Origin of the sequence: Allomuricauda ruestringensis DSM 13258 (assembly GCF_000224085.1) — a bacterium.
Lineage (GTDB): Bacteria > Bacteroidota > Bacteroidia > Flavobacteriales > Flavobacteriaceae > Flagellimonas > Flagellimonas ruestringensis.
The window spans coordinates 189,110-212,970 of record NC_015945.1; the positions used below are offsets into that span (position 1 = coordinate 189,110).

Annotated in this window: 29 protein-coding genes; 23 read left to right on the top strand and 6 right to left on the bottom strand. The window is 40.2% G+C overall.

Translation table 11 applies throughout. The features are described 5' to 3' along the window. Window positions 1–293 precede the first annotated feature (293 nt). The gene (locus MURRU_RS00895; protein WP_014031520.1) at window positions 294–1,274 is read right to left on the bottom strand and encodes a GlxA family transcriptional regulator; all 981 of its coding nucleotides are present in this window, start codon (window positions 1,272–1,274) and stop codon (window positions 294–296) included. A 152-nt stretch (window positions 1,275–1,426) separates the two neighbouring features. On the opposite strand from MURRU_RS00895, the gene MURRU_RS00900 reads away from it, so the two are divergent. The 7 genes from MURRU_RS00900 to MURRU_RS00930 all read left to right on the top strand — a co-directional run bounded on the left by MURRU_RS00900 (window position 1,427) and on the right by MURRU_RS00930 (window position 4,661). After that, a complete protein-coding gene (locus MURRU_RS00900; RefSeq protein ID WP_014031521.1) occupies window positions 1,427–1,960 on the top strand; it encodes a dihydrofolate reductase family protein in 534 nt (177 codons plus the stop codon). Between the two features lies 1 nt (window position 1,961). After that, on the top strand, window positions 1,962–2,471 hold the full coding sequence (locus tag MURRU_RS00905) for a DinB family protein (RefSeq protein ID WP_014031522.1): 510 nt from the start codon (window positions 1,962–1,964) through the stop codon (window positions 2,469–2,471). Beyond that, entirely contained in the window at window positions 2,461–2,877 is a 417-nt protein-coding gene (locus MURRU_RS00910; protein ID WP_014031523.1) for a VOC family protein, read from the top strand. Before MURRU_RS00905 ends, MURRU_RS00910 begins: the two co-directional genes overlap by 11 nt. Window positions 2,878–2,921: 44 nt before the next feature. Next, window positions 2,922–3,332, top strand: coding sequence for a VOC family protein (locus MURRU_RS00915; RefSeq protein WP_014031524.1), 411 nt, complete (start codon window positions 2,922–2,924; stop codon window positions 3,330–3,332). A 133-nt stretch (window positions 3,333–3,465) separates the two neighbouring features. Next, a complete protein-coding gene (locus tag MURRU_RS00920) occupies window positions 3,466–3,888 on the top strand; it encodes a VOC family protein (protein WP_014031525.1) in 423 nt (140 codons plus the stop codon). A gap of 28 nt (window positions 3,889–3,916) precedes the next feature. Further along, on the top strand, window positions 3,917–4,219 hold the full coding sequence (locus MURRU_RS17255) for a hypothetical protein (RefSeq protein WP_014031526.1): 303 nt from the start codon (window positions 3,917–3,919) through the stop codon (window positions 4,217–4,219). A 64-nt stretch (window positions 4,220–4,283) separates the two neighbouring features. Next, window positions 4,284–4,661: a nuclear transport factor 2-like protein gene (locus MURRU_RS00930; protein WP_041801200.1), complete on the top strand. Its 378-nt coding sequence runs from the start codon at window positions 4,284–4,286 to the stop codon at window positions 4,659–4,661. A 355-nt stretch (window positions 4,662–5,016) separates the two neighbouring features. Here MURRU_RS00930 and MURRU_RS00935 read toward each other — a convergent pair whose 3' ends face one another. From MURRU_RS00935 to MURRU_RS00955, 5 genes are all read right to left on the bottom strand, one after another. Next, window positions 5,017–5,883 carry a sigma-70 family RNA polymerase sigma factor gene (locus MURRU_RS00935; protein WP_014031528.1) on the bottom strand — a complete coding sequence of 289 codons (867 nt, stop codon included), beginning with the start codon at window positions 5,881–5,883 and terminating at the stop codon, window positions 5,017–5,019. A 15-nt stretch (window positions 5,884–5,898) separates the two neighbouring features. Further along, entirely contained in the window at window positions 5,899–6,633 is a 735-nt protein-coding gene (locus MURRU_RS00940; protein ID WP_014031529.1) for an NYN domain-containing protein, read from the bottom strand. Window positions 6,634–6,641: 8 nt separating this feature from the next. Further along, entirely contained in the window at window positions 6,642–6,836 is a 195-nt protein-coding gene (locus tag MURRU_RS00945; RefSeq protein WP_014031530.1) for a small ribosomal subunit protein bS21, read from the bottom strand. A 757-nt stretch (window positions 6,837–7,593) separates the two neighbouring features. Next, the gene (locus tag MURRU_RS00950) at window positions 7,594–8,838 is read right to left on the bottom strand and encodes a BamG family beta-barrel-assembly machinery protein (RefSeq protein WP_041801700.1); all 1,245 of its coding nucleotides are present in this window, start codon (window positions 8,836–8,838) and stop codon (window positions 7,594–7,596) included. Then, window positions 8,828–10,159, bottom strand: a complete 1,332-nt coding sequence (locus MURRU_RS00955; RefSeq protein ID WP_014031532.1) for a DUF4270 family protein — start codon at window positions 10,157–10,159, stop codon at window positions 8,828–8,830. The genes MURRU_RS00950 and MURRU_RS00955 overlap by 11 nt, the downstream gene beginning before the upstream one ends. 257 nt (window positions 10,160–10,416) lie before the next feature. Here MURRU_RS00955 and MURRU_RS00960 point away from each other — a divergent pair, with 257 nt between their 5' ends. From MURRU_RS00960 to MURRU_RS01035, 16 genes are all read left to right on the top strand, one after another. After that, window positions 10,417–11,268 carry a DUF6268 family outer membrane beta-barrel protein gene (locus MURRU_RS00960; RefSeq protein ID WP_014031533.1) on the top strand — a complete coding sequence of 284 codons (852 nt, stop codon included), beginning with the start codon at window positions 10,417–10,419 and terminating at the stop codon, window positions 11,266–11,268. Between the two features lie 25 nt (window positions 11,269–11,293). Further along, on the top strand, window positions 11,294–12,289 hold the full coding sequence (locus MURRU_RS00965) for a Kelch repeat-containing protein (protein WP_014031534.1): 996 nt from the start codon (window positions 11,294–11,296) through the stop codon (window positions 12,287–12,289). Window positions 12,290–12,328: 39 nt separating this feature from the next. After that, window positions 12,329–12,655, top strand: coding sequence for a DUF4907 domain-containing protein (locus MURRU_RS00970; protein ID WP_014031535.1), 327 nt, complete (start codon window positions 12,329–12,331; stop codon window positions 12,653–12,655). Then, window positions 12,652–13,680, top strand: coding sequence for a sensor histidine kinase (locus MURRU_RS00975; protein WP_014031536.1), 1,029 nt, complete (start codon window positions 12,652–12,654; stop codon window positions 13,678–13,680). The genes MURRU_RS00970 and MURRU_RS00975 overlap by 4 nt, the downstream gene beginning before the upstream one ends. 1 nt (window position 13,681) lies before the next feature. Continuing rightward, complete coding sequence (locus MURRU_RS00980) at window positions 13,682–14,419, top strand: LytR/AlgR family response regulator transcription factor (RefSeq protein ID WP_014031537.1); 738 nt, start codon at window positions 13,682–13,684, stop codon at window positions 14,417–14,419. 118 nt (window positions 14,420–14,537) lie between these two features. Continuing rightward, window positions 14,538–15,143: a TetR/AcrR family transcriptional regulator gene (locus tag MURRU_RS00985; protein ID WP_148261460.1), complete on the top strand. Its 606-nt coding sequence runs from the start codon at window positions 14,538–14,540 to the stop codon at window positions 15,141–15,143. Beyond that, window positions 15,140–16,480: a TolC family protein gene (locus tag MURRU_RS00990; protein ID WP_014031539.1), complete on the top strand. Its 1,341-nt coding sequence runs from the start codon at window positions 15,140–15,142 to the stop codon at window positions 16,478–16,480. The genes MURRU_RS00985 and MURRU_RS00990 overlap by 4 nt, the downstream gene beginning before the upstream one ends. After that, a complete protein-coding gene (locus tag MURRU_RS00995; protein ID WP_014031540.1) occupies window positions 16,461–17,381 on the top strand; it encodes an HlyD family secretion protein in 921 nt (306 codons plus the stop codon). Before MURRU_RS00990 ends, MURRU_RS00995 begins: the two co-directional genes overlap by 20 nt. A gap of 23 nt (window positions 17,382–17,404) precedes the next feature. Next, window positions 17,405–18,274, top strand: coding sequence for a hypothetical protein (locus MURRU_RS17260; RefSeq protein WP_014031541.1), 870 nt, complete (start codon window positions 17,405–17,407; stop codon window positions 18,272–18,274). A 43-nt stretch (window positions 18,275–18,317) separates the two neighbouring features. After that, complete coding sequence (locus MURRU_RS01005; RefSeq protein WP_014031542.1) at window positions 18,318–19,223, top strand: ABC transporter ATP-binding protein; 906 nt, start codon at window positions 18,318–18,320, stop codon at window positions 19,221–19,223. After that, window positions 19,220–19,948, top strand: coding sequence for an ABC transporter ATP-binding protein (locus tag MURRU_RS01010; RefSeq protein ID WP_014031543.1), 729 nt, complete (start codon window positions 19,220–19,222; stop codon window positions 19,946–19,948). Before MURRU_RS01005 ends, MURRU_RS01010 begins: the two co-directional genes overlap by 4 nt. A 12-nt stretch (window positions 19,949–19,960) precedes the next feature. Further along, entirely contained in the window at window positions 19,961–21,067 is a 1,107-nt protein-coding gene (locus tag MURRU_RS01015) for an ABC transporter permease (protein ID WP_014031544.1), read from the top strand. A 1-nt stretch (window position 21,068) separates the two neighbouring features. After that, complete coding sequence (locus MURRU_RS01020; protein WP_014031545.1) at window positions 21,069–22,190, top strand: ABC transporter permease; 1,122 nt, start codon at window positions 21,069–21,071, stop codon at window positions 22,188–22,190. Continuing rightward, window positions 22,190–22,957, top strand: a complete 768-nt coding sequence (locus MURRU_RS01025; protein WP_014031546.1) for an LOG family protein — start codon at window positions 22,190–22,192, stop codon at window positions 22,955–22,957. The genes MURRU_RS01020 and MURRU_RS01025 overlap by 1 nt, the downstream gene beginning before the upstream one ends. Beyond that, window positions 22,954–23,346 (top strand): hypothetical protein, encoded by a 393-nt coding sequence (locus MURRU_RS01030; RefSeq protein ID WP_041801201.1) that lies wholly within the window; start codon window positions 22,954–22,956, stop codon window positions 23,344–23,346. Before MURRU_RS01025 ends, MURRU_RS01030 begins: the two co-directional genes overlap by 4 nt. Beyond that, window positions 23,343–23,795 (top strand): DUF2141 domain-containing protein, encoded by a 453-nt coding sequence (locus tag MURRU_RS01035; RefSeq protein ID WP_014031548.1) that lies wholly within the window; start codon window positions 23,343–23,345, stop codon window positions 23,793–23,795. The genes MURRU_RS01030 and MURRU_RS01035 overlap by 4 nt, the downstream gene beginning before the upstream one ends. Window positions 23,796–23,861: the final 66 nt, after the last annotated feature.

Genomic DNA, 23,861 nt, shown 5'->3' on the forward strand with positions numbered 1-23,861 from the left:
TGATTTTGCAACAATAAGGCGTTCGCAAATAGAGTAATCATACTCCATTTGAAACCTAGGTCAATCCACAGTTTTTTTCACTGAAACTGACTTGGAAAATATGCCTATTCTTAGGGGAAAGTTTGTGTTAATGATTGTAAACCAAAATTATAAAATAAGTTGGTCAATCATGGTAAAACTAGTTGCTACTTACACAATAAAGACTACCATCGATACAATAAAAGCAGAAATGATGGTAAAATCTGGTCCCTTTCACAAAACCGTTTGGTTAATAACTTCCAAAATACCGTGTATCAATTTTGGTTTTTACTGTTGTATTTGTTCAGGTAAGCCAATGGTGTCATGTTTGCTATTTTCTTAAAAGTATCCCTAAACGCTTTGGGGTCGTTGTACCCTACTTCATACATTACTTCGTTGACCGTTTTTCTTCCTTTTTCCAGTTCTTTCTTGGCAGCTTCCACTTTAACGCGCTTCAAGTACTCGATAACTGTGTTTGAGGTAGCCTTTTTAAAACGCCTCTCGAAGGTTCTTCGGCTTACCGTAATTTTTTCGGATAGATCATCAACGGTTATTTTATCTTGATAATTTTGCTCGATAAATTCCTGAGCCTTTAAAACCTCTTTATCGTTATGGGATTTTTGCCCTTTGAAGATGATAAAAGGCGATTGGCTGACACGGCTGATGTCTATTTCAAAAACTTTTGAGGATAGCACCGCCATTTCGCGACCCGCAAACTTTTCCACTAAATAAAGGTTTAGATTTAAAGATGAATAGGCACCCCCGCTAGTGTACAAACCGTTCTCGTCGGTGATGATTTTATCATCGACCAGGTTTACTTTGGGGTACATCTCCCTAAACTCACTTGCTGCCAGCCAATGCGTGGCACACTCTTTTCCATCGAGCAACCCCGTACCTGCCAATATAAACGCACCAATACACAGACTCGCCACTTCGGCACCATTGCTGTATTGCTCTCTGATCCAAGGAATAAGTGCACTGTTTTTGGAAACTACCTCCTTGTAATCACCATGAATTGCAGGAATAATGATCAAGTCGGTTTTTTTTATGTCTTCAATAGTAGTATTTGGTATAATATTGAACATACCGTTACTTAACCTTGCTGTTTTTTGTGCACCAACTAGGTGAGTGGCAAACATTGGTGCTTTGCCCGCTCTTTGTAGAGCGCTATTGGTCATATTGAACATTTTAAAAGTTGCCTCCAAATTGCTCAGGCTCGAATCGCCTTCGGGAACAAGTATCGATATATGTTTCATTTGCTGAAAATCAATTGATTAACCTTAATCCAAAGGTATATTAAGTTGTTGTCGCAATCAACCCGTTATATTGACGTAAATATACCCCCAAAGTACCAATTAGTACATATATCTTTGGTAACACCTTGAATCTTAAACAGAAAACAAGTGTTATGAGACAAGTTATTTTATCTATGCTAGTGTCCATCGACGGTTATATTGAAGGAATCGATAATGATATCAATTGGCATGTTTGGGATGATGAAATGCAAACTTATATGATGGATTTTCTGCAAACAATCGACACTTTTATCTATGGTAGAAAATCGTATGAGCTGATGCTTGATTATTGGCCCGATCAAAAAGGGGAATTTGCAGATATAATGAACCAAACACCCAAAATTGTATTCTCCACGACCCTACAAAAGGCAAAAATGAATGCTAGAATAGCTCACGGAAACGTCGCCGAAGAAATACAAAAAGAAAAAGAAAAACCAGGGAAGGACATGGTATTGTTCGCCGGGGCCAACATGGCCTCATCATTTATAGAGCACAATTTAATAGATGAATACCGAATTATTGTAAACCCTGTTGTTCTGGGCAAAGGAACACCTTTGTTTCAAACTGGGAAACAGCAACAGCTTAAATTAGTAAGCGCCAAACCTTTTAAATGTGGCAATGTACTACTAACATACAAAGCAAAATAATATGGATAGGAATATTTTAAATGCGTATGATACCGCTACCTCAACACTTATTGAGCTGCTCTCTTCGTTAACCAACGAACAACTCAATATAAAGCCCACCAAAAATAGTTGGACCGCCGGACAAGTCGGTGATCATCTGGACAAATCATACGACGTATCCAAAATTTTGCTGGGAGAAGTTGAAGATACTCAACGCCCCCCAGACCAAAAACTGGCTGAAATACGTGCGTTGTTTTTAAATTTTGACATCAAAATGGATTCGCCCAAAGCGATTGTTCCAACAAATGACCCCATTGACAAAAAACGTCTTCTTACCAGTTTGGAAGAGAAAATTCAATGGGTCAATACAAATTCCAAGAATATGGACCTGTCAAAAACCTGTCTGGATTTTGAAATCCCAGAATATGGGCCATTTACCCGCCTTGAATGGATCGGCTTTAATACCGTACATACACAGCGCCACAACCATCAACTACAACAAATCATTAAAAACATAAAAAATGACACCTAAACAAATCTGGGCAAACCTAGGCGTAGAAAATATTGAAAGAACACAAGAGTTTTATCTGGCATTGGGGTTTAAGCAAAACGGAACTCCCTCAAAAGATTTGGTAAGCTTCTTGTTCGGTGACGATGCGTTTGTTATTCACTTTTTTAAAAAAGAAAAGCTAAAAACAAGTCTCGAAGGAGAGGTGGCCGACCTAAGCCAAGGCAATGAAATTATGTTCACCCTCTCCGCGGAGAGCAAGGAAGAAATCCACGAGTGCATAGAAAAAGTAAAGAAGATAGGGGGAACTATTCGTTTTGACCCTAGGAAGGACAGAAAAAGTTTTTACGACGAAAACGGTTATTACGTCGGTGTTTTCGCCGATTTGGATGGGCACTTATTTAACCTGTTCTGCAATTTGAACAAATAATCCAACATCAAGCAGGCGGAAAACATAACTGTAAATGAAAAATCATGAAAACTGTTTGGTTGAACCTACCTGTAAAGGACATTAAAAAATCGAAGGAATTTTTTAAGGCCATTGGTTTTAAAGAAAATCCGAGGCATAAAAATGCTGAGCATTTAGGAAGTTTCTATATAGGAGAAAACAATTTTGTGCTGATGCTATTTCCGGAAAACACTTTTAAAGGGTTTGCGCAGAATGAAATCAGTGATACCCAAAAAGGAACAGAAGTATTGATCAATATCGATGCCCAGAACAAATCGGAAGTGGATACAATGGCTAAAACAGTACAAAAAGCTGGTGGCAAAATCTTTGCCGAACCTGGTGAATCCGATGGTTGGATGTACGCTTTTGGTTTTGAAGATTTGGACGGACACCGATGGAGCATGTTGTATATGGACATGGAAAAAATGTCTGGGTAATCTGATTTACAGAGTAATAAGATTTATAAATACCCTGACTGCCTGCCGAATGGATAGGAATTCGGAATGACTTACAAAGGAAATATTACAAATAATGAATATTCAAAAACATTAATACTAAAGATCAAAAACAATGAAGGTAAACACGTATTTAAATTTTGACGGAAATGCAGAGGAGGCATTCAATTTTTACAAGACAGTATTTGGCGGGGATTTTATCGCGAATATGAAAATGGGAGATGCCCCAGATGCCGATAAACTATCTGAAGAAGAGAAAAGTCGCACTATGCATATCTCATTGCCGCTATCCAACGATACCATTTTAATGGCATCGGATATTGTTCCCTCCATGGGACATTCCTTAAAAAAAGGCAATAACTCCTACATTTCCATACATCCTGAGAGCAAGGAAGAGGCAGACCGTTTGTTTAATGGTCTATCAAAAGGAGGGGAAATTGAAATGCCCATGGCCGACCAATTTTGGGGCGATTACTTTGGGAGTTTTGTTGACAAGTTCGGTATTCACTGGATGGTCAACTATAATCCACAGAGTTAGTAATCCCATCAATTTTATAAATCGCAATATGCACAATAGTTTCAATGGACAACAAACTACAATTGTAGAGGTATTTCGTACCTCGGTAACCACCATTGAAAAAGCGGAATTCCTTTTGGATAAACTCCAAAAGGAATTTCCTTGTTGTGAAATCAATTTTGATTTGGAGGATTGCGACAATATACTTCGGGTGGCTACAGCAGAAAATACAATGGACACTGCTCCGATTGTTAAGCTGGTAAAAAAATATCAAGAGGATATACAAGTGCTACCCGATGAAATCCCTATAAAGGTAAAGGGTATTGATACTTACCCCCAATGGAATATCTAATCCATGACCATCACAATACAATTGCTTAAAATTGACTACTGGTAACAACAATAATCCATCTAAAGTGAAATTGAATATAAAGCCCGACTGTGGAAATGCCCCAAAAAAAGAGCTGATTAAACACCTTACCTGCTATTTTGCATCCAATGATATCGAAAAGGCCATGGAGTTTTTGGATACCCATATTACTTGGACTTTAGTTGGAGACAAAATCGTTAATGGAAAAAATCAATTCAGAATAGCATTACAGGAAATGCGTCAAAACAAAGTGCTCGAGTTAACAATTCACAGCATAATTACCCACGGAAAGGAAGCCGCCATCAATGGCGAAATGCTATTGGAAGATGAGAGTGTATTCGGTTTTTCCGATTTCTACGAATTTACAAGCGCCAAAGGAACCTGTGTCAAAACCATTGTTTCTTATTTGGTGGAGAAAAACTAATCAAAACCCGTTGTGCTCTTTGAAGCAACAATCTATTGGAAACTGCGTCATGCTGAACTCGTTTCAGCATCCCATCACATATTTTCATCCAATACTTATAAAATGTGACCCTGAAATAAATTCAGGGTGACGAAAACCCATACTATTTTAGCATCTAATGACCATAGTCAATAATAATAAAGGTAAAATAGAAAAATGTACAACGGGTTAATCAAAGTACTGACAGTACCAAGGAATCCAATCCTCATTCTTCCTAATCAAAAATAAAAAAAGGAGGTTTTGTCTTTGATAAAGAGTCGGGACCTCTACAAAATTGCTGAAAAATTATGCAGCCCCATATAGAGAGTTAGGGTGTTCACACCATGTACTCCTTTAAAAGCTCAATATTCGAAGATTTTCTTAAGCGGGACAAAGCCTTTACCTTTATTTGTCGAACTCTTTCCTCGGTCAGTTTTAACTCTAAAGCAATTTGTTGAATTCCCATGGATTCGCTGTTGCCAACGCCAAAATACATTTTGATCACAAAAGCTTCCCGGTAATCCAGCATGTTCAAAATACCATCTATTTCGGTATGTAACGATTGTCCTATCATTTTATGTTCAGGACTTTCCAACTGGTTTGATGGAACGATGTCGTACAGGTTCAGTTTCCCATCCCCGACTTGCAATGATTCGTCCATTGAAATAGGCCATGAAGAGTGCTGCATACAAACTTGAATCTCGGATAATGAGAAATCAATCAGTTCCGATACTTCCTCTGCAGTGGGCGGTCTTTGGTGCAATTGTTCAAAATGGGAAGAAGCTTTCTTTATTTTATTAATTACATTTATTTTATTCAAAGGCAATCTAACCATCCTCGATTTTTCGGAAAGTGCCTGTATAATGCCCTGCCGTATCCACCAAACCGCGTAGGAAATAAACTTGAAGCCACGGGTCTCGTCAAATTTTGTGGCCGCTTTCACCAATCCAAGATTACCCTCGTTGATAAGATCATGAAGGTTAAGCCCTCTTGATTGATATTGTTTGGCGACGGATACTACAAACCTCAAATTGGCGGATACTAATTTTTCCATGGCCCAAGTGTCCCCATGTCTTATTCGTACAGCTAGAGCCACCTCTTCGTCTTCCGTAATCATCGGGATACGGGCTATGTCGTTAAGGTATCGGGTAAGCGATGGGGTATCCCTATTTGTTATCAGTTTTGATATTGAAAGTGGTCTCATAGCTTTTCTTTTTCATTAGGACTTCGTCCTCACATAAATCAAGTTTCCATTGCCCTTTGGATTTTTTCTGGAGCCAATTTCAATTTGGTTCAAGGATTTGACCAAAGGGGTCAATTTTCGGAACCCGTAGTTCCTGGCATCAAAATTGGGTTGTTTTTTTTGCAAGAGTGTGCCAACTTCACCTAAAAAGGCCCACCCTTCCTCATCCTCTACATCTGCAATGGTAGTTAGGATGAGGTCTATCACCTTGGGGGTGATCTTATCTATTTTACTCTTATTATTTTTTTCCGTGTCATTGGCATCGCCTACAGGGGCTTTGTGTAATATTTCAAGGTATATGAACTTATCACAGGACACTATAAAAGGATCCGGGGTCTTTCGTTCTCCAATTCCAAAAACTGTCATACCTGCCTCCCTCAACCGTATTGCCAAACGCGTAAAATCACTGTCACTCGACACCAGAGCAAAACCATTTACCTTCCCGGTATACAAGATGTCCATAGCATCGATGATCATCGCGCTGTCCGTGGCATTCTTACCAGTGGTGTATCCGTACTGCTGAACAGGTGTTATCGCATTTTTAAGAAGGACATCCTTCCATTTTACCAAACTTGGCTTGGTCCAGTCTCCGTAAATTCTTTTTATGCTGGGGTTTCCATATTTCGCAATTTCCTCCAACATTTCTTTGACATATTTGGAGGGAATATTATCGCCATCTATTAGTACGGCAAGGCTTAAATCTTTATCCATAATAAATATTACTCCTCGTTTCTTTTTAAATATTCATTTTTATAGACGGCCTTTGCAAGTTCTTCTCTTTTCTCTTTGGATTTTTTGGTAAACCTTTGGTTTTCCCTAATGTGTTTTAACTGTTGGGTGTTCCGCACTTTGTTCCTGTATCTTTTCAAAGCTCTTTCAATATTCTCTCCGGGAACTATTTTAATTTTTAGCATATATTTTTGCTTTAAGGGTTCATGTAATTACAGGGCAATCTAAAATATTGGCCTGTTGTCCAAGGATGTGTTTGATCCTTGGAAATGCATCTAGGGACTTTAGCCATGCAAGCATCAAAAAGATGAATATTCAAACAAAAAATAACCTAAGAAATAGCCTCTTCTGAACTGGGAATTAATAGGGAGAGAGCTGTCTTGATATTTAAGGATTGGAGTACTGATTGTCCATTATCCGTAATGCACAATAAAGGAAAGGATTTAAATTGGATTTAAGCTGTTTTTGTCCTTTTATTTTATAACCCGTTGGAAGGTTCTTTTGCATTTGGGTTGGTTAAAATCCCAAGAAGAGCTTTACTATACAGCAAAAGATGCTGATGAAGTCCATAACTTGGCTGAAGAACCAAAGAACTAAAACAAGTCCTGTTCCATAAGTTATATTAGCTGATTGAATTGACTTTGAAAACATATCAAAAACCAAAACGAGAGCACACAACGGATTTCAAGCAAAAGGCTGTTGGGCTTGGTTATGCTACGGACAATGACTGAGGTATGCGGCAAACTGAGATACTGGCGCAGAGAGGCCATAAAATACAGGGGGAACAGTTTTCCAAGTGATGAGAAACCCGAAGCTGACCGACGAACCTTTTGACTGCCAATGGGGTGATAACTTTTTATTTTGCCATCAATAACCTATAGTCTTCGCGTAAACCTGTATACATTTGGTAAAGGCATTTATGTCAAAATACAAGCATTCCTTCTAATTGACCTTACGTTTCAAAAACCAAATATCAACTAGGCTTATGTTGACATTAAATGTATTAAATGTTTCCTCAACCAAAACCCCTTGAGAAGCACCGTATTCACTTCGACCATAGGATATATTGATGGAAGACTTACTTGACCTGGATAAGGGGATACCGATACCCCCACTTATAGAATAACCATTTATGACATAATCGTACACCTCCAAATAACCTGAATCATGATTGCCCCCTATCCTAAATTTTATTCGTTTCCAATAGTTAATACTTTGATTATCTACAGCATATTCTATCCCTACACCAAATATCTCTTGGTCGATAAAGGTTCCAATGTTATCATTTTGATCGGTCGCATTCCAAAAATTTCTGGAATAATCAAGATTAATTGTCCAAGAGGAACTAGGCATGTACACTATTCCACCTCCCAATTCCAAGGGAAGATCAAAATTGGGCAAATGCTCACCAGTTGTATTTTCAACAACTTGCGGTTTTGGAATCAAACTCACCATTTTAGAAATACGACGGTCATGCGTGACCTTTAAACTTGTTGGCAATCTAGCTGTAAAACCAAATTTTAGGTGATCGGATATCGTACCCTGCAGTCCCACATCCATTCTTAAGCCTGAATATTTATTTTTGTCCTCGACTTCCAAGGAATTATATTGTGATTGTATCCGTTGGGTTTCTTTAATGGTCCCAAAAATGTAGGACAAACCCACTCCAACCCTTAATCGGTCTTTTAAAATATACCCATAATTCAATTTTAAATCGTTCAGGCCTCCTGAGCCAAAAATATTACTGATAAACGTATCATACGACCCTTCGATGTTACTTTCAACCCCTATCAGCGCATACCCGACATCCGAATACGGTTCCAGTGTTAGACCAAAGCCTGACCTAGCACCAGTGGTTGCGGCAATGGCCAAATTAGAGATGTTCCCTGCCAAACGTTTTTCTTCATTTCCTTTACTGGAAACGGAACTCAACTGTGCCGTAAGCCCAAAATCATATAAAAAATTATTATCCGGAATGGCGGCAAAGGAAGCCGGGTTGTGATTGTTGATTTGATCAATGGTTTGAAAGGCATATCCCCCACCCCCAAGGGCACTATTGCGTCCAATATTTGATTTGGTGTTAACCCCGATACCATAAAGGGAATAGGGCGATGCTGTAATCGTATTGGTCTGTCCTATCATCATCAAGGGCATCAACCATAATAAGAGGAAACACTTATTCATCATAAATTGCATATGTGATAATCAATTTAGGCGCAAAATCTGTATATTCAGCACCGTACAGTACAACCCGATCAATGGAGTTCTGAAAATCGTTCGGTATCAGAATTAAACCATTGTCAATCTCCGGGGCCTCAGCAAGTTCCTGTTCGATATAAGTAGTGACGGGAATCTGATATAATGATTCGCTGAATTCCAGATCTGCCTCCCCGAAACGTCCATATACAATACCATTCCCATTTCTGAGGAAAGATGAAGGGTCATTGTTCTGGTCGACCACTTGAACTTGAAGTGAGTCCCTTAAAGGGAACATATCATCATAAGAATCAATCAAAGGGGTCATTTCCAGTACTGCGCTCAAAATAGTTCCCGTACCCGGCAAGTCACCAATATTTTTAATTGTAGGGAATTCAATCCTTGTCACATACCCTGTTCCCGATTGTACAAAGGTCAGACCACCACCCTTATTTGAAGATAAATCGTCCTCTTGATCGTTTAGTGCCTCCAACGGCAGTGCGGTCACATCACTGGTAATCCGATTAAACCAGCTCAGGCCATAGATTGGCGTAATGGCAAAATCCAAAACCAATTCATTTCCATCATCTTCATCCTCATCATCAAATTCTTCTGGAATGGAATAAAAGAAGCGTAAATAGGTCCTTTTTGGATTTTTGGTAAATCCAATAACGTTTGAATTCCCATCGGATGTAGGACGTAAGACAATTCCTTTAAATTGCTCGGTAAAATCATTGTCATCCGATATAGATTTTTCCTTTATCAAGTTGAAAATAGGTTCCCCAAACGATTTTGGAATCGAGATATGAAGGGAATCCCCTCCCATGGGCTCTGGATAAAAGCGTTTGGTCACCAAGGGGATGGTATCGAAGATCAATGAACTTGTGTTATAAAAATTCTCCTCCGTAGTTTCCAAATCCTCCAATAATCTATGGACATGGATATGGGACAATTGAAGGGTATCATTGTAATAATAACCGTCATACCCCATTATGAGCGCAATGCTATCCAATTCCGCATCTTCAGGAACATGGTAGTCTTCCGCTGTTAACTCCATGTAGCTTTCACTTTTTACGGTTCCATAATAATTATCGAGATATCGACCAATCAAAAGTCGTTCGCCTTGAGAAGTAACAATACTGTCAAACTTGAAAGTACTTGTTCTCACTTTAAATGTATCGATCTCAATCAATCGAACCGTTTTATCCGTAAACTCTTGCCCTACCTCCAATGTTGGTATATCCCATTCCTCCGTGGAGCATGAAACAACAAATAGTATTGTCAATATCAAAGCCCAATTCAAATGCTTCATTATAAAATTACTTTCGTCAAAAGACGCTTAAAGCTATCGTTCTATGAAATATTATAAACTAATACCACAATCATTTATACCAAACCGGGAATTACCTATATGAAAGGATTTATATCGAGTAATTGAGTCAAATGCCCTATTCATTGAGAGTTTTTTCCATTTGGTTTATCTTTTTTCCTCACCTGCCGAACCACCCTTAGTTTTATCAAAAAATCCAGGTGGGTAAGATTTTGATTAGCTTTCTAATACTTATTACAATGAACATACGGATAGAAGCTCAAGCTAGAAAAGTGACAACAAATTTTGATTATATGTACAAAGTGGTTCCATCGGAAAGTAATTTTTCCTGGGCACAACACATGCTTGACTTTTATTATTTACGGAGGAATACCGGAAACCTTGACTATGGGATGAAATTTGAATTTCAAAAACAATACCTCACCCTGTACGATGCCCCGAAAGCTTATACCATAGATGACCCCGATGAACTCTATAGGATCGGTGTCAATGGGAGTGCATCATGGAAAATGGCCCAACAATGGTATTTAAATGCGAATGTTACATCCTTATTTGCCTCAGACTTTAAAGAGGCGATTGATTTCTCCGAAATCCAATATTCGGGAAAAATCTTTTTGGGAATCGGCTTCGGTCCAGACACCCCATATCAAAAATTAAAAGTTGGTCTGGGATATGGTATTTTAAGAGAGCGGCCTCTTTTGTATCCCTTTTTCTCATACGCACAGTCTTTGTCCAAAAAGATAACTCTTGAACTCGGTTATCCACATTCAACACTACATTACAGGATAAATGAGCGACATTACCTCATGTCCACGGGCTCATTTAACGGAGAATACACCAATATCCATTTACCTCCAAACACACCAAACAACCTACCCTATGGAACGGTAAGGCTTTCACAATACGCATTTGATTTAAATATTGGATATCACTATAAAATACAGCCCCAATGGAATACAGTGATCAAAATTGGATATCTCATTGATAACACAGCTACCATCAATGATCGCCATAACAATATATTATATGATTTGGCCACGGATCCATCCGTTTACCTTTCCATGGGAATAACCTACAAAATACATAACTAAGACTATGAAATTTAAAAATTTAGAAATGAAGATAAAAACTATATTATACGCACTTATCGTGACAGGCATTACATTGACCGGTACCATTTCCTGTTCCAATGATGATGATGATGAATGGGGAAACTGGGTAGACCGTTCGGTCCTTGATGGCATCCCACGAGGGAATGCGGCGTCTTTTACAGTGGCCAACAAAGGATATATGGCAACCGGTTATGATGGGGACGATTATTTAAACGATTTTTGGGTATATGACATGGATGGCAACTTTTGGAGGCAACTTGCCGATTTTCCCGGGATTGAACGGAGTGCAGCCGTTGGATTCACCCTTAATGGCGATGGTTATGTAGGCCTGGGTTATGATGGGGACAATGAATTGGGCGACTTTTACAAATATAATGTAGCTACCAACTCATGGGATTCAATTGCGCCATTTGCGGGTACTCCGCGTAGAGGTGCCACTGCATTTAATTCCGACACCTTCGGATATGTGGGTACAGGGTATGACGGGGACAATGACAAAAAGGATTTTTGGAAGTATGACCCTGTATCTGATGAATGGATCGAACTGGTGGGTTTTGGCGGAAACAAAAGACGGGATGCGACTTGTTTTAGAATAGAGGACAAAGTTTATTTTGGTACCGGGGAGACCAATGGCCAGTATTTGACCGACTTTTGGGCTTTTGACCTCACTTCCGAAAAGTGGATTCCGCTTTTAGATTTAGATGAGGAGGACGATTATTCCATTGTCCGAAGTAACTCCGTTGGTTTCAACATGGGTACCTATGGATACCTTGCGACAGGAAAAGGCGGTATAGGAGGTGCAATGAACAGCGTTTGGGAATATGACCCCTCTAGGGATTACTGGGAAGAAAAAACAGCATTTGAAGGTGTGGTTAGAGAAGGTGCCGTAGGTTTTTATAATGGCGGCAAGGCATTCTTGTCCACTGGAAAATCAGGCACCCTTTATTTGGATGATACCCTGGAGTTTTTCCCTTTTCAAGAGGAAGATGAAGATGATTGAACCCGTTCATCCGATTAACTATCAAACCTTTAAACAAATATGAAATCCATTTTTCTATATATATTAGTTTTGTCTGTCCTTGGTTGTGCAAGGGCACCGCATCAAAACGATGGATACATCCACTCGCAAGTCAAACAAAACAAAGATTCCACTTGGACATATCGCATCTACTTGGATTCCACCTTGTTCATTCAACAAGACCATATTCCAGGACTGGTTGGAAGGCAACCTTTCAAAACCAAGAAAGATGCTCAAAAAACGGCCAAGCTCGTTGTTGAAAAATTAATTCAGAACCAAAAGCCATACATTACCAATGAAGAATTGGTTGAACTTGGGATTCGCATGGTAAAAGATCAGACAAGATGAAAATTAGAAATTATGAAGAACCCTTTAGGGTTAAGGAAATCTTGATTCACTTTTTTGCTTGGCTGTGTTTGGCATCATTCCCATTGTTCATTTCCTTTTCCATATTCAGTGAATTTCACCCCGTGGCTTTTGTCAGGGTTTTGCTTCCACTAATGCTCTTTTATGTCAACTATGCGCTATTGGTCCCAAATTTTTTACTGAAAAAGCGAATTTTAGCCTACATCGGTATCTCTATCACATTCCTAATCGGCTTTGAAGTTTTGGCACTTCAAATCCCAACATTGATTCCGATCGATCAATTGGATTTGTCCCCAGATAGTTTCATCTATAAAATCCGTTATGTTGTCATTGGCTTTGCGTTGACCGCATTCTTTCTCTTTGGGGGAATTGTACGCCTAATGAAACATATTTACATAAGGGACAGATCTTTACAACAAAAGGATATCCGAAAAACAAGAACAGAGCTGGAATATTTAAAAGCCCAATTGAACCCCCATTTCCTATTCAACTCCTTAAATTGCATCTATTCCCTGGTTCGGGACAATTCCAATGAAGCCTCAAATGCGGTCATTATTCTTTCTGAATTGATGCGTTACACCCTCTATGAATCCAATCAGGACAGGGTATTATTGTCGAAAGATATCGAAAACATTAAAAACTATGTTTCCCTACAAAAACTACGTCTTTCCAATAGTGAAAAAGTCAACTTAGAGATTAAGGGGGACTATGAAAAGCAAAGGATTGCACCCCTTATTATGATGACCTTCATCGAAAATGCCTTTAAATATGGAACCGATTATGATGGCAGAACAGAGGTCAACATCGTTATCCAGGTCATCGGGAACCATCTCTTTTTCAACATTTCCAATTTAAAAGGCAATCGAAATATTGACGAGAACAATTCTGGAATCGGGCTGAACAATGTAAAGGGCAGATTAAACCTCCTTTATCCTCATTTACATAGCCTGGAAATCGATAAAGGAGGTAGTATCTTTAACGTTAAACTACACTTAACACTGGACTGAAATGAAATGTATCATCATAGACGACGAACCTTTGGCCTTAAACATCATGAATTCCTATTGCGAAGAAATTGGAAACCTGGATGTAATTGGAACATATACCAATCCCATGGATGCCTCCGAATTGTTGATGAGTACCGAAGTGGACCTGATTTTCCTAGATATTGAAATGCCCCAAATCAGTGGATTGGATTTTGTAAAGACACTGGACCGGAAACCCTTGTTTATTGTTACCACGGCGTATCACCAGTATGCACTCGAGGGATTCGAGCTGAATGCAGTGGATTATTTGGTCAAGCCCATTCCATTTGCACGATTTGTAAAGGCTGTGAACCGTGCCAGGGAAATATACCTCTTGAAAAAAGATTCGAAAAAATCCCCCCTATATACGGCATCCAATACGGGACTTGAAAAAGGGGATGATCAATTTGTATTTATTAAATCAGACTATGAGAACATCAAATTAAAATATTCCGACATCTTATATGTACAGGGTCTAAAAGAATACTTGAGGATTCATGTCAAGATCGAGGTAAAGAAACCCATACTCACCTTGATGAGTTTTAAACAACTAAAGGAAAAGTTACCGGCAAACCAATTTCTCCGGGTACATCGATCCTTTGTGGTTAACGTGGCTTCCATTACTTCCATTCAGCGAAACAAGATTATAATCGGTGACATTCGAATACCTATTGGTGAGAGTTATAAAGAAACATGCCTTAAAAGATTGGGGATCGACTAAATAAATATTCGATTCCAAAATATTTCAACAACTTATTTTTCAATGAATTGCAAAATATCTGTTAATTATTTTTTTAATATTAACCATATGGTTAAATTTGATGGTTAACACATTTAAAATGATACACACCGAAACTGAAAAATCAATTTTAAAGGCCGCGAAACTGGTATTTTATAAAAAGGGACTGGCTGCAGCGCGTATGCAAGAAATCGCGGACGAGGCGAACATCAACAAGGCCATGCTCCATTATTATTTCAGGAGCAAACAAAAATTGTTCGAAGCAGTTTTTCTACAAGCGTTCGGAGAACTGGCCCCCCACTTGAATACCATTTTCAATTCGGACAAGCCCGTATTTGAAAAAATCAGGGATTTTGTGGATGGATATATCACATTTGTGGCCGAAAACCCTTATTTACCAACGTTTATCATTCAAGAGATGAACATCAATCCCCAATTTGGAGAAACATTCTTTGCCAATCACATCACTCCAGATCCCTCAGTATTTGAAAAACAAATAGCCGAAGAAATCAAACAAGGCATCATCAGGCCCATTGACCCGAAGCAACTATTATTGAACTTGATATCATTGACCGCATTTCCCTTCATTGGCAAGGGATTGGTAACGGGTATTTTAGGACTTGACGAAGTTGCTTTCAAAACCTATATGGAAGAACGGAAAAAATTGATACCCGAAATGATCATAAATACTATCAAAGCATCATGAACAGATTAAGTGACACCTCATATTTATTACCGTCGATGGATGCGAAATCAATCCATAGAAAGCGGCACTTTTTTTTATTGCTTTTCCTGATAATCCCGCTTTTATTACAAGCTCAACAGACCATTTCATTGGATGAATGTCTACGACTGGTCAAAGTCAATTACCCCCTGGCAAAGCAGTCCGCCATGCTGGCCGACCAAGCAAGACTTGATATTGAAGCCATCAAGAAAGATCGGTTGCCCTCATTGAGTCTCAATGGGCAGGCCACTTATCAATCTGAAGTAACAAGTCTTGATGGTCAATTACCCAATAGTACCATTGCCCCTCCAAATAAGGACCAATACCGTACGACTTTGGATGCCAATCAACTGATTTACCATGGAGGTGTGATCGATGCTTCGGTCAAGGTCAAAGAAACCAAGTCGGCCATTGAGCAACAGGAGCTGGAGGTTTCTTTATATGGTTTAAAAAACCGTGTAAACCACCTGTATTTTTCCTTACTGCTACTACAGGAAAATCAGGATTTGTTGAAGGCAAAGGAATCCCAATTGATCGCCCGGCTTGAAGAGGTCAACGCGGGAGTGAAATATGGCACCCTACTTTCATCATCGGCGGACGCACTTGAAGTTGAACTCATCAAAATCCAGCAGAACAATACTGAACTTGTCCTGTCAAAAACCGAGTTGCTCCAACAACTTTCCCTATTGATAGGTACCGAGCTGCAGCAAAACGTTGTGTTACATCGGCCAGAGATTTATCCAGAGGTTCCGGAACAGCTTTCCAGAAGACCGGAACTCCTACTTTTTGAGCTTCAGAAATCCCAGGTCAATGAATCAACGGACCTGTTGGCAAAGTCCAAACTTCCCAAAATCAGTGCTTTTGCACAAGGCGGGTATGGGAATCCAGGGCTTAATATGCTAGACAATACCTTCAACTCCTTTTTTATGACCGGGGTAAAACTCAACTGGGATGTTTTTGATTGGAACAAAAACCGAAAAGAACGACAGTCTTTACAAATCAACCGGGACCTCGTCGACTCGCAAAAGGAAACCTTTGAACTCAACAATAATTTGGAGTTGGTCAAACTACAATCGGAAATAGACAAAATGGAGGAACTGATCCAATATGATGAACAGATCATTCCCCGATTTGAAAAAATGGTCATGACGGCCGAATCCCAACTGAAGAACGGGGTGATCACTTCCTCGGCCTATATCACCGAGTTTACAAATTTATATGAAGCCAAGAGCAATCTTGCCCTACACAAAACACAAAAACTACTGAACCAGATTCAATATCAAATTACACAAGGTACCTATGAAAAGAGCAGTAACTAGGGTCCAAAAGACCATAAAAGCCATATCCATACTATCAATTTCCATCGTGGTAATTTCTTTGATCTCCTGTAACGGAGGAGGGGACACTGCAGATGGTTATGGAAATTTTGAAGCAACGGAAACTACGGTTTCCGCTGAGGCCAATGGCAAAATTCAATTTTTAAATATTGAAGAAGGAAACCTACTTCAAAACAATGAAGTTGTCGGCGTCATTGATACCATTCAATTATCGTTGAAACGCAATCAATTGAAAGCCACAAAAAACACCATTTTCTCAAAATCAAGAAACGTGCTATCCCAACGAGAGATACTTCAGGAGGAATTAAAAGTGGCCCAAAATGACAAAGAACGTATCGAAAGCTTGATCAAGGAAAATGCGGCCACCCAAAAGCAATTGGACGACATCCAGGGCAAGGTACGCATCCTCCAGCAACAGATCAAGAGCGTCGAGACCCAGAACGCCCCCATCATCAACGAAGTCAAGGGCATTGAGGTCCAGATTGAACAAATTGAGGACCAAATTGCAAAAAGCATTGTAAAAAGTCCATTGGACGGCACGGTACTGGTCAAATATGCCGAGCCTGGTGAAGTCGCCGTCTTTGGAAAGCCCTTGTTCAAAATGGCCAACCTTGATGAAATGGAACTCCGGGTATATATCAGTGAAACACAGTTGTCCAACATAAAGATTGGTCAACCAGTCACGGTAAAAATCGATGATGTGGATTCAATGAAATCGTATGAAGGCAGGGTATCCTGGATATCCGCATCTGCGGAGTTCACACCCAAGATTATACAGACCAAGGAAGAACGGGTGAATTTGGTGTATGCCGTGAAGATAAAAGTAAACAATGATGGAAGTCTTAAAATAGGCATGCCCGCCGAGATGTGGATTGAAGATTGATTTATTAATTAAAAAAACATGTCATGAAACTACGAGATGTTATTGCAGTAACCCTAGTGTTCTTGTTAGGTTCCATTTCACTGTTAATGGGAACTTTGGTACTATTGGGCATCCAAGAAGTCGCCCACACCACCCTTAAAGGCCTATTGGTCTATAATGTTGTGTTAGGTGCCCTATCATTACTGGTGGCAACTCTCCTATGGAAAGGATTAAAGTCAAGTCCGAAATTTGTGCTCTTGATACTTCTGTCACATGGCTCTATCCTGACCTTTCTCATTTTTTTTGTTCCTGATGTTGCTGTAGAAAGTATTCACGCCATGGAAGTTCGGGTTATTATCTGGGTACTGGTGTTCTTGCTCATCCAATGGAGTTCCTTCAAAAAACCAAGTCTATCGGCCAGGGGTTGGAGAAGTATGGTGGTACTGTTGAGCTTAACAACCATTTTCCTTCATTCCTGTAAAAATAACCCGAACAAGCAAAATTCCGATTCCCAAAGCAACCCAGATCAAATCCAGGTTGAGGAAGCCTCCCCAAACGTTCCGGGGTCCCACGATGCATGGACCGATGAGATCCAACTGGACCAAGGATCCAAATGGCAAGCGAACGTAGAGACCACTATAGGGGTTTCCAAGATGCGGTCGATCATTGATCATACAGCTCCTCGTTCCATTTCCGAATATCAGCAATTGGGAAATGAGCTCAACGACCTTAAAAATACCATTGTAAAGGAATGTACCATGACCGGTCCATCCCATGACAACCTACATATATGGCTTTATCCATTGATAAAAAAAATTGAGGCCCTGCAAAACTTGACCCATGAGAAATCAGGTAGACAATTGACCCAAAATATAGAACAGCACCTCAAAATGTATAATGACTTTTTTAAATAAATAGTATGGAACAAGCTTGTTCCAAAAATTATAAGCCACGCCTATGTCCATTGTAATCGAAAATATAAGTAAAACATACGGAAAGGTATCCGCTTTGGATACCATATCCATGGATATCGACCAAGGGGAACTGTACGGGCTCATCGGGCCTGATGGTGCAGGAAAAACAACCCTTTTTCGAATCCTGACTACCTTGCTCCTACCGGACAAGGGTATGGCAACAGTAGCAGGTTATGATATCATTAAAGATTTCAAGGCCATACGGAAACATGTGGGATATATGCCAGGGCGCTTTTCCCTATACCAAGACCTAACGGTTGAAGAAAACCTCAATTTTTTTGCCACCATTTTTGGTACGACCATTACCGAGAATTATGACCTGATCAAGGATATCTATGTACAGATAGAACCTTTCAAAAATCGTAGAGCCGGTAAATTATCGGGGGGGATGAAACAAAAGTTGGCACTTTCCTGTGCTTTGATACACAAGCCCAAGGTGCTTTTTTTGGATGAGCCCACTACAGGTGTGGACCCCGTTTCACGTAAAGAGTTTTGGGAAATGCTCAAAAGACTGCAAGAAAAAGGAATAACCATTCTTGTCTCGACCCCCTATATGGATGAGGCTGCACTCTGTGATCGAATAGCACTCATCCAGGATGGAAAAATTCTGGAAATCGATACACCGGAGGCCATTGTAAAGCACTATCCCAAACCTATTTACAATATTGGAGCGAACAACACATATCTATTGATAGAGAAATTAAACACCTATGCCCATAAACACAGTGTGTTTCCCTTTGGCGAATATATCCACTATACGGATCGCAGGGATGATTTTAATCCCAAGGCCCTTAAGAATTATCTGGAAACGGAAGGTCTTGAAGATATACATATCGAAAAGACAAAGGCTACGATCGAGGACACATTTATGGAATTGGCAAAACAATGATGGAAGATACAGTAATACAGGTTGAAGGGCTTACCAAGGTATTTGGTGATTTCACGGCGGTCAACAATATCAGTTTCCATGTAAAAAAAGGGGAGATCTTTGGTTTTTTGGGAGCCAATGGAGCTGGCAAGACCACTGCCATGAAAATGTTAATAGGCATATCGGCCCCGAGTTCGGGTTTGGCCCATGTGGCGGGGTTCGATGTATACACGCAGACAGAAAGCATCAAGAAGACCATTGGATATATGAGTCAGAAATTTGCGTTATATGATGATTTGACGGTAAAAGAAAACATAAGATTTTTTGGCGGCATCTATGGCCTGTCCAAAGCAAGGATTTCCCAAAAATCAAACCAACTCATTGAAGAACTGGGCTTGGAGAAAGTAGCCAAAAGTCTCGTCGGCTCATTGCCGTTGGGATGGAAACAAAAAATTGCATTCTCCGTAGCCATGTTGCACGATCCCAAAATTGTTTTTTTGGATGAACCCACTGGCGGGGTCGACCCCATTACCCGGAGACAGTTCTGGGAAATGATCTATAAAGCGGCCAATAATGGCACCACCATTTTTGTCACAACACATTATATGGATGAAGCGGAATACTGTGACAGGGTATCCATTATGGTCGATGGCCGTATCGAGGCATTGGACACCCCAAAAAACTTAAAGCACCACTATCGTTCTGAATCCATGAACGATGTGTTCTTAAAATTGGCAAGAAGTTAAACAACGTATCATATGAAACGGTTTATAGGGTTTGTAAAAAAGGAATTTTTCCACATTTTCAGGGATAAACGATCCCTGTTCATCCTATTCGGCATGCCGGTGGCCCAAATCATGTTGTTCGGCTTTGCCATTACCAATGAAATCAATAATGTGGATATCGCCATTTTGGATCGATCTCAGGATACCTCAACAAAAGAGATCATTTCCAAGATTTCTGAATCGAAGTACTTCAGCATCCTTCAAATTGTAAAGGAAGAAGCCGAAATAGAAGATGTGTTTAAAAAGGGCAAGGTAAAGGCCGTGCTTTATTTCGAAAAAGATTTTAGTAAAAAATTGGTCAAAGAACACACCGCCAAAGTTCAAATTGTGACAGATGCCACCGACCCCAATGTGGCCAACACCATAAGCAATTATATCAACTCCATACTATCCAACTATCAACAAGAACAAAATCGGGCCATCACACTTGAATATCAGATTCTTCCCCAATCCAGAATGGCCTATAACCCCGAACTTAAAAGTGTCTATATGTTCGTGCCAGGGGTCATGACCGTAATTCTTATGCTGGTATCGGCCATGATGACCTCTATTTCGATTACCAGGGAGAAGGAATTGGGTACCATGGAAATTTTGTTGGTGTCTCCCTTGAATCCCTTTCAAGTCATCATCGGCAAGGTATTTCCCTATATTTTTCTTTCCATCATCAATGCTGCTGCCATCGTTCTATTGAGCATTTTTGTATTCCATGTTCCCGTAAATGGCAGCTTAGTTTTATTGGGCCTTGAGAGTGTATTGTTCATTGTCACCTCCTTGGCACTGGGCATCTTGATTTCCACCATCTCTGCAACCCAACAAACGGCCATGATGATATCCTTGATGGGATTGATGTTACCGGTCATCCTGTTGTCGGGGTTTATTTTTCCCATTTCCAGCATGCCCCTTCCCCTTCAGTTGATCAGTAACATAGTCCCTGCAAAGTGGTTTATCATTATTGTAAAGGGCATTATGCTCAAGGGCGTGGGTATCCATTTTGTTTGGAAAGAGACCTTGGTGCTCTTTGGGATGACCCTGCTGTTCATTGGTTTAAGTGTAAAAAAATATAAAATACGATTAGAATAACATGCGGGTAATCCTATATATCATAAACAAAGAATTCAGGCAGATCTTTAGAAATAAAGGCATGCTGCCCATTATATTCATATTGCCGTTGCTACAATTGGTCATTCTTTCCAATGCGGCCACCTACGAAATCAACAATATTTCCTTTGGTTATATAGATAATGACCACACCTATACTTCGAGGGCCTTGGTCGATAAGTTCCGTGCTTCCACTTTTTTTGATGTCTCCCACATATTTTCACATGCTAAAGAAGGGGAATCCGCCATGTTGCAAGGAGAGGTCGATGTGGTTTTCACAATCCCTGAGCACTTTGAACGCGATCTGTTGAAGGACAAAAATATCGATCTGGGTGTGACCATAAACGCCATTGACGGGGCCGCTGCCGGTGTCGAAAATGTCTATATCAATCAGATTGTAAAAACATTCAATAAGAACCTGGCCGTTGATTTGGTTCAAAGGTCCACAAACAAGGTACAACCAGTCCAAATTGAAGGCATCCCGCTTTTCTGGTACAACAAGACCCTTAACTATAAGACATTTATGGTTCCAGGAATCCTGGTATTGTTGGTGACCATGATCACCTTGTTCCTATCGGGAATGAACATTGTCCGGGAAAAGGAAATAGGCACTTTGGAACAGATCAATGTCACTCCCATTAAAAAACATCACTTTATCATTGGGAAGCTTTTTCCTTTTTGGGTCATTGGTATGGGCCTATTGACGATCGGTTTGGTATTGGCCAAACTCATCTTTGCTACCCCCATGTTGGGAAGCCTGCCCCTGATGTATCTATACACCTCCATATACCTCCTTGTCATTTTGGGGATGGGTCTCTTCATCTCCAATTTTACGGACACACAACAACAGGCCATGTTCATCGCATGGTTCTTTGTGGTCATTTTCATTTTGATGAGCGGTCTTTTCACACCCATCGAGAGCATGCCCAAATGGGCCCAACTACTGACCGAATTCAATCCTATCAAATACTTTGTGGAGATTATGCGTATGGTCATGCTAAAGGGTTCAGGGTTTTATGATATTCTCCCTCAACTTATCAAAACAACCTTCTATGCCCTGGTCATGAATGCCATGGCCGTATGGAGCTATAAAAAAGTTAGCTGATGCAAGAACCTATTCATCCTTTACAACGGACGGAATCCAAATTTCTCAAGGGGCCCTTGTCCCGGTTCAAGGAGCTCGCCTTCACCTTTCGGGTGCAGCGCAGTTTTATCAAGGCATTTCGGAAGATGCACTTTATGGGGCCCTGTGCGACCGTATTCGGCTCTGCCCGTTTTGAACCCGAAAACCCGTATTATGTACAAGCGGAACAAGTGGGGGCCGCTCTTGCCAATTTAGGGTTTACTGTCATGACCGGTGGTGGTCCGGGCATCATGGAAGCTGCGAACAAAGGTGCATTTGAGGCAGGGGGATATTCCGTTGGCTGCAATATCATCCTACCCTTTGAACAAAAGCCCAATCCCTATCTGCATACATGGATCAATATCCCCTATTTCTTTGTACGGAAATTCCTGTTGATGAAATATTCCTATGCTTTTGTGGTCATGCCCGGGGGGATTGGAACACTGGATGAACTTTTTGAGGCGCTCACCCTGATACAGACCAAAATGATACAGGATTTTCCTGTGGTCATATTTGGGTCGGACTACCACAGTGAGCTCTGCAACCATATCCAATTGATGGCAGCCAACGAGAGCATTGGATCAGCGGATATGGAACTGCTCTTTGTAACGGACTCCATTGAAGAAATGATGGAACATATCAAGACCCATGCGATCAAGAAGTTCAACCTGACCCGTAAACCCAAAAAACCAAAATGGTGGTTTGGGGAACAAAAGATCAAAGGAATCTTCAAAAGTGTATCACCATGAAAACAAAGCGCGTTATCAGATCCATTACGTTAACCGGATTGATCTTGTTCACAACCATTACGCTATTCCTCAGTGCTTCCATCCTATTGGATATTTTTGGAATACGCGAACAACAAGGCTACTATGTTCCTTTGGTCATTTGGAGCAACTTCCTGAGTGGTTGCCTCTATACCCTATCCCTTATCGGATTGTTTTCCCATAAAAGATGGTCCATTATTCCAATGATGTTGGCATTATTTATCCTAGTAGGCGCATTTTTTGGTCTATTCAGCCATATTTTGAATGGGGGGCAGTTTGAGGACAAAACCATTATTGCCCTGTTCCTAAGAATAGTACTTACGCTGTTCTTTGCCTTGGGCACTTATGTTTCAACAAAAACCCAGTTATGAAAAACATACTCACTATCAGCTTTATATTGTTTGTACTGTCCACATTCATCTCTTTTGATCGAACACCTTCCCCTATAAACCCTTCACTGACCGTAAAGGTGGAAGGGTTACGAAATTCCAAGGGTCTGGTTCAATACGCACTGTACGATCATGAAGGTTCACTTCCCGATCAAAAGTTCAAAAAATATCATCAAATAAGGACGTCTGCCATATCCGACGGAAAGTCTTCAACAACCTTTTCCGACCTTCCACTGGGCACCTATGCCATCAGTGTGCTTCATGATGAAAACAAGGACGGCAAAATTGAAATGGGATTGCTATTGCCCAAGGAAGGAATTGGTTTTTCCAATTTTAAAACGATTGGCCTGTCCAATCGTCCCAACTTCGACAGGGCTAGTTTTGTACTGGTCAAGGACAGTGTCATCGTAGTGAACATGATCTATAAATAGATGCGGCTTTCCAATTCAATATCGGTCTTGTTTTGTTGTTGTTTCCTAGCCATATATGGACAGGAC

Excerpts from the sequence above, each read along its gene's own strand:
- MURRU_RS00895 (WP_014031520.1), bottom strand. The coding sequence starts at position 1,274 with ATGAAACATATATCGATACTTGTTCCCGAAGGCGATTCGAGCCTGAGC.
- MURRU_RS00900 (WP_014031521.1), top strand. The coding sequence starts at position 1,427 with ATGAGACAAGTTATTTTATCTATGCTAGTGTCCATCGACGGTTATATT.
- MURRU_RS00905 (WP_014031522.1), top strand. The coding sequence starts at position 1,962 with ATGGATAGGAATATTTTAAATGCGTATGATACCGCTACCTCAACACTT.
- MURRU_RS00910 (WP_014031523.1), top strand. The coding sequence starts at position 2,461 with ATGACACCTAAACAAATCTGGGCAAACCTAGGCGTAGAAAATATTGAA.
- MURRU_RS00915 (WP_014031524.1), top strand. The coding sequence starts at position 2,922 with ATGAAAACTGTTTGGTTGAACCTACCTGTAAAGGACATTAAAAAATCG.
- MURRU_RS00920 (WP_014031525.1), top strand. The coding sequence starts at position 3,466 with ATGAAGGTAAACACGTATTTAAATTTTGACGGAAATGCAGAGGAGGCA.
- MURRU_RS17255 (WP_014031526.1), top strand. The coding sequence starts at position 3,917 with ATGCACAATAGTTTCAATGGACAACAAACTACAATTGTAGAGGTATTT.
- MURRU_RS00935 (WP_014031528.1), bottom strand. The coding sequence starts at position 5,883 with ATGAGACCACTTTCAATATCAAAACTGATAACAAATAGGGATACCCCA.
- MURRU_RS00940 (WP_014031529.1), bottom strand. The coding sequence starts at position 6,633 with ATGGATAAAGATTTAAGCCTTGCCGTACTAATAGATGGCGATAATATT.
- MURRU_RS00945 (WP_014031530.1), bottom strand. The coding sequence starts at position 6,836 with ATGCTAAAAATTAAAATAGTTCCCGGAGAGAATATTGAAAGAGCTTTG.
- MURRU_RS00950 (WP_041801700.1), bottom strand. The coding sequence starts at position 8,838 with ATGATGAATAAGTGTTTCCTCTTATTATGGTTGATGCCCTTGATGATG.
- MURRU_RS00955 (WP_014031532.1), bottom strand. The coding sequence starts at position 10,159 with ATGAAGCATTTGAATTGGGCTTTGATATTGACAATACTATTTGTTGTT.
- MURRU_RS00960 (WP_014031533.1), top strand. The coding sequence starts at position 10,417 with ATGAACATACGGATAGAAGCTCAAGCTAGAAAAGTGACAACAAATTTT.
- MURRU_RS00965 (WP_014031534.1), top strand. The coding sequence starts at position 11,294 with ATGAAGATAAAAACTATATTATACGCACTTATCGTGACAGGCATTACA.
- MURRU_RS00970 (WP_014031535.1), top strand. The coding sequence starts at position 12,329 with ATGAAATCCATTTTTCTATATATATTAGTTTTGTCTGTCCTTGGTTGT.
- MURRU_RS00975 (WP_014031536.1), top strand. The coding sequence starts at position 12,652 with ATGAAAATTAGAAATTATGAAGAACCCTTTAGGGTTAAGGAAATCTTG.
- MURRU_RS00980 (WP_014031537.1), top strand. The coding sequence starts at position 13,682 with ATGAAATGTATCATCATAGACGACGAACCTTTGGCCTTAAACATCATG.
- MURRU_RS00985 (WP_148261460.1), top strand. The coding sequence starts at position 14,538 with ATGATACACACCGAAACTGAAAAATCAATTTTAAAGGCCGCGAAACTG.
- MURRU_RS00990 (WP_014031539.1), top strand. The coding sequence starts at position 15,140 with ATGAACAGATTAAGTGACACCTCATATTTATTACCGTCGATGGATGCG.
- MURRU_RS00995 (WP_014031540.1), top strand. The coding sequence starts at position 16,461 with ATGAAAAGAGCAGTAACTAGGGTCCAAAAGACCATAAAAGCCATATCC.
- MURRU_RS17260 (WP_014031541.1), top strand. The coding sequence starts at position 17,405 with ATGAAACTACGAGATGTTATTGCAGTAACCCTAGTGTTCTTGTTAGGT.
- MURRU_RS01005 (WP_014031542.1), top strand. The coding sequence starts at position 18,318 with ATGTCCATTGTAATCGAAAATATAAGTAAAACATACGGAAAGGTATCC.
- MURRU_RS01010 (WP_014031543.1), top strand. The coding sequence starts at position 19,220 with ATGATGGAAGATACAGTAATACAGGTTGAAGGGCTTACCAAGGTATTT.
- MURRU_RS01015 (WP_014031544.1), top strand. The coding sequence starts at position 19,961 with ATGAAACGGTTTATAGGGTTTGTAAAAAAGGAATTTTTCCACATTTTC.
- MURRU_RS01020 (WP_014031545.1), top strand. The coding sequence starts at position 21,069 with ATGCGGGTAATCCTATATATCATAAACAAAGAATTCAGGCAGATCTTT.
- MURRU_RS01025 (WP_014031546.1), top strand. The coding sequence starts at position 22,190 with ATGCAAGAACCTATTCATCCTTTACAACGGACGGAATCCAAATTTCTC.
- MURRU_RS01030 (WP_041801201.1), top strand. The coding sequence starts at position 22,954 with ATGAAAACAAAGCGCGTTATCAGATCCATTACGTTAACCGGATTGATC.
- MURRU_RS01035 (WP_014031548.1), top strand. The coding sequence starts at position 23,343 with ATGAAAAACATACTCACTATCAGCTTTATATTGTTTGTACTGTCCACA.